This window comes from Zavarzinella formosa DSM 19928, assembly GCF_000255705.1.
Classification (GTDB): Bacteria; Planctomycetota; Planctomycetia; order Gemmatales; family Gemmataceae; genus Zavarzinella; species Zavarzinella formosa.
In genome coordinates this window covers 244121-256531 of the sequence record NZ_JH636446.1, presented here as the reverse complement: position 1 = coordinate 256531, position 12411 = coordinate 244121, and the positions used below count along the sequence as shown (strand labels likewise).

7 protein-coding genes are annotated in these 12411 nt (G+C 60.3%); 5 read left to right on the top strand and 2 right to left on the bottom strand.

Annotation, left to right across the window (positions count from 1 at the left end; translation table 11 throughout):
• Positions 1–169: 169 nt before the first annotated feature.
• From BGIM_RS66125 to BGIM_RS0135510, 4 genes are all read left to right on the top strand, one after another.
• Complete coding sequence (locus tag BGIM_RS66125) at positions 170–6253, top strand: PKD domain-containing protein (protein ID WP_193789042.1); 6084 nt, start codon at positions 170–172, stop codon at positions 6251–6253.
• 334 nt (positions 6254–6587) lie between these two features.
• Positions 6588–7772 carry a hypothetical protein gene (locus BGIM_RS0135520; RefSeq protein WP_020474416.1) on the top strand — a complete coding sequence of 395 codons (1185 nt, stop codon included), beginning with the start codon at positions 6588–6590 and terminating at the stop codon, positions 7770–7772.
• Positions 7769–8263: a hypothetical protein gene (locus tag BGIM_RS0135515; RefSeq protein WP_020474415.1), complete on the top strand. Its 495-nt coding sequence runs from the start codon at positions 7769–7771 to the stop codon at positions 8261–8263. The genes BGIM_RS0135520 and BGIM_RS0135515 overlap by 4 nt, the downstream gene beginning before the upstream one ends.
• A 59-nt stretch (positions 8264–8322) precedes the next feature.
• Entirely contained in the window at positions 8323–10119 is a 1797-nt protein-coding gene (locus tag BGIM_RS0135510; protein ID WP_020474414.1) for an ArnT family glycosyltransferase, read from the top strand.
• Positions 10120–10193: 74 nt separating this feature from the next.
• On the opposite strand, the gene BGIM_RS0135505 is transcribed toward BGIM_RS0135510, so the two are convergent.
• Both BGIM_RS0135505 and BGIM_RS0135500 read right to left on the bottom strand, forming a co-directional pair.
• Positions 10194–10814 (bottom strand): response regulator transcription factor, encoded by a 621-nt coding sequence (locus tag BGIM_RS0135505; protein ID WP_020474413.1) that lies wholly within the window; start codon positions 10812–10814, stop codon positions 10194–10196.
• Positions 10780–11901: a sensor histidine kinase gene (locus BGIM_RS0135500; RefSeq protein WP_157369662.1), complete on the bottom strand. Its 1122-nt coding sequence runs from the start codon at positions 11899–11901 to the stop codon at positions 10780–10782. Before BGIM_RS0135500 ends, BGIM_RS0135505 begins: the two co-directional genes overlap by 35 nt.
• A gap of 34 nt (positions 11902–11935) precedes the next feature.
• Here BGIM_RS0135500 and BGIM_RS67460 point away from each other — a divergent pair.
• Positions 11936–12411, top strand: a 476-nt coding sequence (locus BGIM_RS67460; RefSeq protein WP_238537784.1) for an SAM-dependent methyltransferase, incomplete at its 3' end; no start/stop codon positions are given.

Below are 12411 nucleotides of genomic sequence, written 5' to 3'. Positions count from 1 at the left end.
CGGTGGGGCTGGCGGCGGCGGGCTTGCCATTCGGGCGGCCGGCCGGATCAATCTCCATGCGACCGCGTTTAGTGCCAAGGGGGCGGATGGTCAAGCCGGTCAAGCTGGTCAAGCCGGCGCTATGGGGACGGCGGGCCAACCCGGTACGGCCGGTGCGAGCGGCCAGTCGTTGGACAGTTACGGATACCCGGACTCGCATTCGGGGGCGGGAGGTCATGGCGGCGATGGCGGCACAGGCGGCAACGGAGGTGATGGTGGCAACGGTGGTTTCGGCGGCGGCGGCGGCGGCGGGTCGGTGCAACTGTTCGGCACGGCCGTTTACGCAGACAGTGGCACGAAAATTGACGTCTCTGGCGGCTTGAATGGCGACGGTAGCGCCGGCAACGGCGGCCGGTTCCAGTATGGCAGCAACACGAACACGGTGAACCCTTCGCTGACTGGTGTCGGGAACACTTATCAGGCGGCCACCGGGACAGTCAGCCAGAACCCATACATTGCCGGAACTCCCAACACCCCGGTGATCGCCGGACTGACCGGCGGGGCGGCGGCTTACGGGTTGGTCGGTGATCCGACGCTTCTGGCGGCGTTGGCGGCTGATCCGACCCTGACCCAAACGATCACCTCGGCCCCGGAAAACGCAATCGCCTCCGTCACCCGTCAGCCGATGCCGGCCGGGTTTGACCAATATGCGGGCTACGATCTGGTCGTCTTCGCCAACCTGACCGACATTGCGTTGCCTTCGCCCAAGTTGGGCATCACAACGGGCACGGCTGACCCGACATTCCAGCGAGACTTGCAGTACGACGGACTGTTCCACGGTGGAATCGGCGACCCAAGCTATCACGATTTTTTGGTGAATTTCCAAAGCGAATCGGATTCGGCGAAGATCTTCTATCAGCAGAATCAGCCGGTGCCGCCGCACGACGGCAGCATCGATGTCGGGCCCGCGCGGACGCCATACGAGTCCGAGAAACTCGGGGCGATCCCGGCGCATGGCTTCTATGTCACGTTGGTTCCGCACACGGACCCGACCGGTGGGCAATTCGTCAACGCCTCCATTGCCGGCGAGACGCAGAACGTCTCCGGGGCGTCGCTGGCCAACGGTCAGGCGCATTACATCGAATTGCCGGATATGCCCGCACCGGCAGACTCCGGAATCCGAAACTACACGGTGAAGTTCTCGTCCATGAACGCCTTGGGCATCTCGGCGACCGGCGCCGCCTCCAATGTGTTCAACGAGCTTGGCTCGCCGAACGTGAGCCAGGTGACAATCAACCTCCAGGCGAACTCCGGGAACAACCAAGTCAACCTGATTGACACGCCCGCCGCCGGTGCTTCGCCGATGGCCCAGACGATTAGTGTTCTCACCAGCACCGGCAACGACCAAGTTTCCGTGTATGCCGCCCAGCCGAACCATGTGTTCTCGATTGACACTGGCGCCGGGGCAGACACCGTCCTTCTGGACGGAGACGCGAGCCAGAACACCGGGGACACGTTCACCGTTCAACTAGGCGCCGGGAACGACACCGCTCAAGTGACCGGGGCAGACCTGTCCGCGACGCAAACAATCAACATCGACGCGGGCGCGGACAACGACACATTGGTGTACAACTCAGCCAATAATCCGATTTCGCCCGCCGCCCCGACGTTGCCGAACGGGAACGTCACCATTCAGGGAACCCCGGCGGCGACAATCAACTTCCAGAACTTGGAGAACCTGCCGGGCTTCGCCGCCCCGACCTTCGACATTGGCGGCGCCTATGTCATCAGCCAAGGTCAGTCGCTGACTTTGCATGGAATGGCCACCGCCGCGACCAACACGCAAATCCTGTCGATTGACTGGGACCTCGACGGAGACGGAGCCTACAACGATGCGATCGATTCTTCCGCGACGAGCGGACTCACGGCCAGTTCCAATCCCGTTCTTTCGTGGTCGCAGTTGCGGGCGTTGAGTCTGGGCAATGCCGGAACCTATTCCATCGGCATGAAGGTGACAACGACGGTCGGCGTGACGTATGCCCACACCACGCTCCGCATCGACAAAGCAGCACCGACGTTGACGCTCAACGCCCCGGCCGCCGCCAATGTGGGCGAGCCTTACACCATCTCTTTCGGGGCCGATTTTGTCGGCGGCGAGATTCCGACCAGTTTCACCGTCACTTGGGGTGATGGCACGAACACGGTTCTTCCGGGCGACGCCACCAGCGCCAGCCACACTTATCTGACGACGGGTGACGAACAAGTGCAGGTTCGCGTCACCCAAGGGGGGAATGATTACTCGACCACTCCGCAACCCGTGTCGGTCGGTGTCGACCCCGATTCACTGAGCCTTGACGGGCCTTATGTGATCGACGCCGGTTCCGATTTGACATTGAAAGTCACCGCCAACGGCGCTCCCGCCTCGGCCCTGTTCGACCTACTTGGACAGGGAACATACAACGACGGCAGCGCCAGTTTTGTCAGCAATGGCGACGGCACTTCGACGGCCACCCTGACCCTGACGTGGGCGCAACTTCAGGCGGCCGGAATCACCGGCGCCGGGGCGTTCAACGCGGTGAGCGTGAAGGCCCTTTACGGATCGGAAGTCCCCGGCGGCTTCTTGGTCTCCACACCGGTGTCGTTGACGGTCAACGATGTCGCCCCGACCGCGACCTTTACCGGTTCGGCCACCGAGGGAACTTCCGGAAGCGTCTCGTTCGCCAATCAGAGCCACCCCTCGGCGGCCCAGATAGCGGCTGGCTTCCTGTACAGCTACGATGTCGGCAACACCGGCACGTTCCAAGTCACCGACAGCGCCAGCCCGACCTTCGCCCTCCCGGCGGATGCGCTGGAACAAGCCGGGCCGCTGGTTGTCCGGGGCCGGATTGCGACACCCTCGGGGACGTTCACCGACTATGTCATCACGGTGTCTGTCGCCGACCAAGCCCCGCAGTTTGTCACCATTGACGGCGACACAAACGTTTTTGCGAACACGCCGTTCTCGCTGTCGAATGTCACGTTCTCCGATCCGGGCAACGACCTCGTGACCGCCAATGTCAACTGGGGCGACGGAACTTCTGCCTCGGGCCAGATCACCACGACCAGCGCCGCCACCGCCCCGACCACCGGCTCAGTGACGGCCAGCCACGTCTTCGCCTATCAGACTGACCCATACACAGTAACCGTTACCCTGCGAGATTCGGCCGGGGCGACGACCAGCCGGACGTTCAAGGTCACCGTCCTCGACCCGACCCTTTCGTCGGTGACGGCGGGACCGGATCAGACCGTGGACGAGGGGGGACTGGTTCAACTGACCGGCGCCAGCTTCCTCGACCCGAGCGCCCCTTCGACTTACACCGCGACCGTCGATTGGGGTGACGGCACGCCCGTCAACGCCAGCCCCGCCATTAGTTCGCCGGGTGGCCCGCTCGACCTTGGCCGGATTTTCGACAGCCACCGATACGGCGGCGACGGAACGTATACCGTCACTGTTTCGGTGGCCAAGACCGGCCAGACGCCCGCGAGCAGCACGTTCAAGGTGACAGTGAACAATGTCGCCCCAGTGGTGGACGCCGGTGTGGACATCGACGGCGGCCTCGGCCAGCCCGTTGTTGTCAGCGCCACATTCAGCGATCCGGCCTTCACAAACGGCGTGGTCGGGGAAACGTATTCGGCCACCATCAATTGGGGCGATGGTGTCAGCGAACCCGGTTCGATCACCCTCACGGCCGGATCGGCCGGGAACCCGGCCACGGGTATCATTCACGGCACGCACCAATATTCCTCCGATGGTCCGCACACCGTCACGGTGTCCGTGAACGACGGTTCCGCGACGGGCAGCGACAGTTTCACGGTGAACAACGCCGTTCCGGTGATTACGGTCGGCAACAGTCTCATCACGGGGAACCAAGGCGATCCGGTCAGTCTTCAGGCGACGTTTAGCGACACGGGCTTCGATTTCGGCGGCGTGACCAAGTCGTTCACGGCGACCATCGAATGGGGCGACGGGACCACTAGCGACGGCGTCGTCACGGTGACCCCCGGCAATGCCACGACCCCGACGACCGGAACCATCACCGGCAGTCATGCTTACCAAACCTTCGGCGATTTCCCGGTCGTGGTGCGGCTGAAGGATGAGGCCGGCACGGAGGGAACGGTCAATCTCCAAGCCACGATCAACAACCTGGTCCCGACCGTGGCAGCTCTGCCCGCCGGGGGATTTGTCCCCGGCCGGACCTTTGTGTTGACCGGCCATTTCGGCGATCCGGGCCTCGGTGACACCCATGCCGTGAGCATCGACTGGGGCGACGGGACAACCTCGGACTTCGACGGCGATACGCAAGTGGTTGACGAAAACCTCAATCCCGTGGTTTCCTTCGTCGAACCGACCGCGACCCAAGCGGGGCTGTACCGCATGGGCCACGTCTATTCAGACAACTTGGAACACACCGTCACCGTGACGGTCACCGACAACGGCGGGTTGTCCTCGCAAGCCAGCCGGACGTATGCCTCCCGGCCGGGACTCATCGGCCTCACGCCGCCGGACAACATCAAGGAAGGGGAGGTCTTCTCGGGGCCGGTGGCGACGTTCTTCGAGCCGGGTCATGCGGCCACGGATTTCAACGCCAAAATTCTCTGGGGAGACGGCAAGTCAACCACTGTGTCCGGTTCGGACGGAGGCATCACTCAAAATGTTGACGGCACATTCACCGTGAACGGCAGCCACGTTTATGCGGACAACGGCGCCAACCTGACATTTGAAGTCGATATCACGGAGACAGCCAGCGGCAACCAAGACTCCCAGACCACCAGCTTCAATGTTCTCAACGCGGACCCCGTCGTGTCCGGGCTGACGAACAATTCGCCCGATGTCGGCGGCGTGTTTGCCGGCAAGGGACAGCCTGTGACGCTCAGCGCGTCATTCACGGACCCCGGCCTTCTGGACACGCACACCGTCTCGATTAACTGGGGCGACGGCATCACCACCGCAGGGGTAGTGACCGAAACCGGCGGCCGGGGAACACTGAGCGGCAGCCATCTCTACACGACGGGCGGCGTGTATGATGTGACCGTGACGCTGACAGACAAAGACGGCGGAACATCGGTGACGCACACGACGGCCACCGTCGGCGGCGTCGGCCTGCACAACGGCCAACTCCAGATCATCGGCACCAACAACCGGGACATCATCAGCGCCTATCTTCGCAAGACGGCCGCCGGTTCCAGTTTGATCGTCGATGCAAGATTCAACATCGTGAAGACCGCCGGGCCGATCACCCGGTACACATTCAAGTTGTCCGACGTGACCAGCATCCTGATCCTCGGCGGCGCCGCGAACGATGATCTGCGGGTGAACGCTCTGCTGACCATGCCGACGACTATCAATGGCGGAGCCGGAAACGACTACATCTGGAGCGGCGGCGGCAACGACACCATCATCGACCTGCTCGGAAACAACCAAATCCGCACCGGCTTGGGCGATGATATCGTCACCGTGGGGAACGGCGCCAACCGAATCCTGACGGAGCAAGGCAACGATGTCGTGATCGCCGGCGATGGCAAGAACGTCATTTACCTGGGCGATGGCAACGACCGCCTGACCGCCGGCAACGGAGGCAACACCGTCTACGCCGGAACCGGGAATGATTCCGTCGTCACCGGCTCCGGCCGGGACGCAATTAGCGGGGACACTGGAAATGACGTGATCCGGTCCGGCGGTGGCAATGATGTCGTCCACGGGGGAACCGGAAACGACCTGCTCGTCGGCGGCGATGGCAACGATTCGCTCTACGGCGACGATGGCCAGGATGTGCTGATCGGTGGCATCGGCGCCGACCTCCTGATCGGCGGAAGCCAGGACGACCTGCTTATCGCGGGTTCGACGATCTTCGACAATGATCAGGATTCGCTCAATTCGATCCTCGCCGAATGGAGCGGCCCGTCGTCTTACGCCAATCGCATCGCCCACCTGTCGGGCCTCGCGGGAGGCTTGAACGGTTCAGTCTTCCTTTCCGGAAGCGACCAGACCGGAGGCCGTGGCAATCAGACTGTCTTTGACGACACGTCGATTGATCGGTTGTACGGTGACCTCCCCGCCGTCCTCGTCCCGATTGGTGACCGGCGCTATGGTCTCACGACGCTGGTGATCCCCGGCCGCCCTGGTTCGGATTGGTATCTCGCCAACACCGATCCGGACAACAACAAGGTGAAAGACACCATCACCGGCAAGACGACGCTTGAAGTGTCAACCGACATCGACTTGGACAAGCTGTAAATTGACCGGCAATTCGGCCGACAGGCAGTTGTTTCCCCGTCGGCCGCTTCCTTACGTTCTCCCTGTGTCGCCGACCTGCCCACGGTCGGCCGCAGGCGAGGCACCCTGCACTTCCGGCCCTGCCGACGACGTACCGACCTCAGCCCCGGACTTTTGCCAAGTCTTGATGACATCCTTGACGGCCGCCGGGTTCCCCCGGTTGTCCGCAGTGCGATCCCCAAGGTCCGAAGTCGCGATTGTCACATCATCGGCGTTCTTGCTTGAAATTCCACGAAGTAATGTTTAGCCTACAACCCGATGCCTGGATCTAACCCGGATTCCCAAGGAGACACCGGTGCGATTGTTGCCACTCTTCGGCGTCATCGCCATTTTGGCTGGCTTGCCACGATCAGCCGCCGCCCAACCGGCCGGCGCGCCGGTTCTTCGGGAAAAGTACCCGGAGGAATACCATCCGGCCCTCAAAGGCGACGGCAAGCCGGTCGCCGGGCTGGCGAAGTTCGGCCCGGATGCGGATGAATGTGTTTCGTTTGAATCGGCGGGGCTTCGCATCAATCTGCCGGCCACTTATCCTCGCCAGCGTTCCGGAACCGGCGTCATCACTGATTTTGGGGTTCATGGCGACTTTGAAATCACCATCGGTTTTGAAATCATCGAAGAACCCAAGGGCCGCGCCCCCCATAATCCAACCCATTTGATGTTGATGGTGGTTCCGGCTTTCGCGCCCAAGACCGGGGTCTGGCAGCGAAGCAACCAAAACCGGGCCACGCTGGCCAGAGAACTGCCGCGGGGCAAATCAAACGGCCGGTTTGTCTCGGTCTTGACCAAATGGAGAAGCGAGCCGCTGCCCAAGGATCAATGGGGCAACGAAGACTTCAAAGACCAAGAGTCGGTGATCACCCAACCACCCGACCTATCACCTCCCGCCATATCGAGGACGGGCCGTTTGCGGCTGGTGCGCAACGGCGCCGAACTCTCCTTTTTCGCCAGTGACGGCGACGGCGAGTTCACCATTCTGGAACGGGGCGAGTTTGGAACCAAAGACTTGAAAAACGTTCGCATCCTCGCCTCGACGGCTTGGCAGGGGACGGCGCTTGATGTCAATATCACGGACTTGGCGATTCGCGCCGAGGGGTTTCCCAAAACGGCGGCTTTCACAACGGCGGACATCATCCAGACCGACGATTCCCCGAGTTCGATGCAATGGAAGCTGATCACCCTGGTGTCGGGGTTGTTCGCGGCGAGCGTGATCTTCCTGGTTGTCGTTTACATTCTTCGTTCCCGCCAGGCCGCAAGCGAAGCGGCAAGCGTGAACGCCGCGCCGGTCACGACGGATTCCCCCCCGAACGAAGCTCCCGCCCCAATCAATGACATGGCACCGGCCATTGTTTTTACCTGTCCGAAATGCGCCAGACGGTTGAAGGTCAAGGTCCAAAACGCGGGCGGGAAGTTAAAGTGCCCCGGATGTGGCGAGATTATCACATTGCCGTCGCCAACCGCCAAGACGGAGGGAAACCCATGAAAAAGGCCGTCGTTTTTGCGGGAATCATGTGCGCGGTTATGATGGTTGGATGTCGGCAAAAATCGCCGCCGCCGACGGAACCTGCCACCGGCAACGCCCCCGCCCTGACATCGGATGAGAAGGTTTTGCTGGCGCTGGATGCCTACGATCCCATTTATCAAATGAACTCCAAAGGGCGGGTGATTAAGCTGAAACTCCCCTGGCGTCATCTGTCCGATTCGATGCTGGAAGAAATCAACAAGCTGACCGAACTGGAAGGCTTTGACGCCTACGGAAGCACGCTTAACAATGACAAATTAAAGCTGCTCAAGGATCTTCAAAAACTGCGCACCCTCGGCATGGGCTCCACGGGCGTGACCGACGAGGGGCTGGCTCACTTGCAGAACATGCGAGGTCTTCACTATGTCTGGGTGTCGAAACAAAATGTCAGCGAAGAAGCGGCGGCCAAACTAAGCGAAGCACGTCCCGATCTGACGGTCTATCGGCAGTAGGATGTGCCCGGCAAAAACAGGAACGGGCGGTTTGATTGTTTGCCGGAGAAGTCCATCGCATGTGTCCGTGTGTTCCCGACGACTCCCAAGAGGTGGCCGAGGCCATCGTCTTGACCGAAGAGGGACCGGATCATTCGTCCGTCGCCTCCAATCCCCGGTTCCGATGGCTGCCCGGCCTTCTGCTTGCGCTGACCCTTGTCGGCAGTTTTTTCCTGAAATTGCACCACTTGGATCACACGGCGCTCACCCGATGGGACGAATCTTATCATGCGGTGGTGGCCCGGAATGTTGCGGAGCATCCCTTCCGCCCGACGTTCATCGACGCCGCTTATCTTCCCTATGACCATCGGCATTGGGGCGAGAACCATATCTGGCTGCACAAGCCCGTTCTTCCGTTCTGGCAAGTCGCCGTGTCATTCAAAATATTCGGGATCGATGGTTTCTCCCTGCGGTTCCCGGCCGCCCTCCTCGGCACGGCGGCGGCCGGGCTCACTTACCTCATCGGCCGGGAACTTCTTGGCCGTGCGGCCGGGTTCATCGCGGCCGCCTTGCAGGCGCTGAATCCGTTTTTGATGACCATCATCCACGGCTATCAATTCGCCGACACCATCGATATTTCACTGTTGTTTTGGGTCGAAACCGGCATGTACTTCCTTGTCCGGTCGCTTCGGACAGGTTTGTGGCGGGACGTATGTTTCGCCGGGATGGCCCAAGGTTTGGCGTTTCTCAGCAAAAGTTATCCCTCGGGCATCGTTTTCGGTGTCGCGCTGGCGGCGTTGCTTTTGCCGTTGTGCCGGTTGATGCCGCCGCATCGCCGGGAACAACGCCCGTCGTTCGGGTTATCCCGTTTAGTGGCCTTTTTGGGTATTGCGATTGCCACCGCCGCCCCTTGGATGATCTATTGTGCGGCGGCGTTTCCCAAGGAGTTTTGGCACGAACACGGCGAAGTTTGGAGGCATTTATACGCCAATGTCGAGGCATGGGGCGCGCCGTGGGACCGGCTGGTCTTTGATTATTTGCCCGCCATGTATGGGGGCTTCTATGCCCCGATTCTCGTGTCGGCCATCATTCTGGCCGGCAAAGCTTTTTCTGAACGGCACACGGGATTGTGGCTGGTCTACGCTTGGGGTTTGGGTGTCATTCTTCCTCATCTGTTTGCGACGACCAAGACCCCGTCCATGACCATGACCGCCGTGCCGGCGTTGTTCATGCTCTTGGGCGCCCTCATCGCGGAGGCGCTTCGCGGCCGCCCCGTCCCACTCGTCGCGCTGGCCTCAGTTCTGGTTGTCGGGCTGGTCTTCCCTGCCGAGATCCGGGAACCCGGCCACGGCTATCCAAGTTCGGCATGGGCGATCATGTGGGAGAACCTTTGGGTGATCGGGCATGTCGTCGTCGCGCTGACCGTCGCCGCAATGGCCGCTTCACTGACTTTCATCATTCCCAAGCGAGCGGCCGCCGGATCGAGGAGTTGGCTATGCGCCTCGGTTATGGTTATTTGCGGATGCGCGTTGGGGTGGTTCGTGGTTGAATACGCAAGAGCCGCGTGGAAGGTCACCGCCAGAAATATCAACGACCCTTATAGTGTGGCGGCTGGCGAATATGCAAGAACGCAGCTTCCCTCAAATGCCGTTTTGTTATGTCAGGAGACGAAGGCAGGCGAACATGTGACCATCATGTTTTACGCCAACCGCACTTGTTATCCGTTGAAGCGGGGTGACGACGGGGAGATGTCGTCGCGTCAAATAACCGAGGCGGGCGGGATTCCTTATATCATCACGCCATCGCTAATGCCGTTCCCGTTGGTTTACGATGGCGGGGAAACAGGCCCCAAGATCTACCTCCGGTCGGCGCCGTAAGTCTCCCGATGTTTTGATGGCCGGAATTCCTCAAGAAATTCATCAGCAGGTCTGATTGGGCATTGACCTTGGAATCACGAGTCTTGCGGGTTTTCGGTCGCCAGCAAGATGCGGACTAGATCATTGATAGAACGGGCCTGCACTTTCTTCATGAGCCTTGACCGGCGGTCTTCCACGGCCCGGATGCTCAGGCCGAGTTGATCGGCCATTTCCCGGTTGGTGAGACCTTGCGAGATGAGTGTCAGCACTTCGCGTTCCTTGGAAGTCAGGGCCGACACTCGGATTTTTGCCAAGTTGCTTTCCTCGGACTGGCTTCGATTCTCCTGATCCTTGGCAATGGCCTTGCGCACGTTTGAGAGCAGTTCGTCCAGCCCGAAGGGTTTTTCCAACAAGGTCACCGCGCCCAGTGTCATCGTCTCGACGGCGATTCGCACATCGGCATGGCCGCTAATCATGATGACGGGGAGGGCGCAATTGGCGTCCAGCAACTTCCGCTGCAATTCCAAGCCGGTCATCCCCGGCATTTTAATGTCAAGAACCAGACAGCCGGGTTGGTCTTGTTGGTTTGCCTCCAAGAATGCCTCGGCCGAAGGGAATGTCCGCACGGGATGACCCAGCAACGTGCCAACGCTCAGCAGGGCATTGCGGATCGCCTCGTCGTCATCCACCACGAAGATCGTCGCTTGCTGGCTCATGGCTTTCCTCTTGGGGAAGGGGGATTTGCACCTGAAACTCGGCTCCTCCCAACACGGATTGCCGGACGTCAATCCGTCCCCCGTGGGCGTCCATGATGGTTTTACAAATGGCCAGCCCCAGCCCCAATCCGTCCGGCTTGGTGGTGAAAAACGGCTGGAACACTTTGCCGGGTTCGGAAAGCCCCGGCCCGTTGTCGGCCACCTTGATTAACAAATCGTTATCTTTTGTGGCCGTGTTGATTTCAATTAAACGATCACCCGCCGGGTTCGCGGCCACGGCCTCCAAGGCGTTTTGAATTAGATTGTACAGCACTTGTTCAACCTGAATGCGATCTCCCAGAATCCGGATGGGTTGATCCGATTCCCCGATGCAACGAATTCTCGCGTTTGTCCGCTGGACTCGCCAATGAAGCAACGCAAGAACGGTTTCAATGATTTGGTGAACCGGGAACAACTCCGACGGGGCATCCTGTCGCCGGGCCAGTCGCCGGAGGCTGCGGATGAGTTCGGCCGCCCGCTTGGATTGGGCAATGATCTCCTGAAGCGTTTTTTGCAAATCGGTTGCTGACACGGGAGTGTGACGAGAGAGGTGCCCGGCCAATTCGGCTTGAAGACAAACAGCCGTCAGCGGTTGGTTCAGTTCATGGGCGATGTTGGCCGCCAGTTGGCCCATTAAGGTGAGCCTGCTCAATTGGGACAGCGTGGCCTGATGCTCGCGAAGGAGTTCCTCGGCCTGTTGCCGACTGACATCTGCCCGGCGGCGCAAGATGCCCAAGAACAACGTCATCGAAACGGCAAACAACGCCAGGCATCGATTGACGATCACCTTCCAAAGTTCGGTTGACCCGCGTTCTGACACCAAGCCCATTTTAGCAAACGTCAGAATGACACACATTCCGGCGACCCACATCGCAAACCGCTGAGAACGGGCTTTGAGAGCGAGCAGCACGGCAAACGTGTAGGGCACCGCGCTGGCCACCCCCAACGGCAGACACAGATCAACACCAAAGACAATCCCCACCAACCCCAGACTGAGACTCTCCGGCCGGCCAAGGAAAGCCCCCAAGTCGCGGATTCTTTTCATCATCAAAAACACCCGCACACTGGGGAAACTGGGACTCTTGACAACTCGAATCAAACGGCCTGAACACAATGCACCGGAAGCAGGCACGGCCGCCTTTGGTGCACGCTTTTTTTGCACGCCGAAGGCATCCGTGCCTAACCGACGATCAATTTCCGTCTGCGGGCGTCTCGAAATCGCGGGCGTTTCGCAAGAAATTTTCACTACAAAAACACGTGGTTTACCACATGTTTTCAAGCCAATTCAAATCGTGTCACGTGGTCTGGCACGTGATCTGCAATTTGCTGTTTCTCATCTTCAGTTGCAATCCTCTCCCGCAACGGAGACTTTTGAGGGCCTCGGAATGGCAGTTCTTGTGCGAGGTCAGGTCTATCTCGTCGGGGCTGGCCCCGGTGCAGCGGATCTGATCACCGTGCGAGGACTGCGCATTCTGCGGGCCGCCGACGTGATTCTATACGACGCCTTGCTTTCGCCGGATTTGCTGGCGGAGGCAAGGCCGGACGCCGAGATCATCCA

Excerpts from the sequence above, each read along its gene's own strand:
- BGIM_RS0135515 (WP_020474415.1), top strand. The coding sequence starts at position 7,769 with ATGAAAAAGGCCGTCGTTTTTGCGGGAATCATGTGCGCGGTTATGATG.
- BGIM_RS0135510 (WP_020474414.1), top strand. The coding sequence starts at position 8,323 with ATGTGTCCGTGTGTTCCCGACGACTCCCAAGAGGTGGCCGAGGCCATC.
- BGIM_RS0135505 (WP_020474413.1), bottom strand. The coding sequence starts at position 10,814 with ATGAGCCAGCAAGCGACGATCTTCGTGGTGGATGACGACGAGGCGATC.
- BGIM_RS0135500 (WP_157369662.1), bottom strand. The coding sequence starts at position 11,901 with ATGATGAAAAGAATCCGCGACTTGGGGGCTTTCCTTGGCCGGCCGGAG.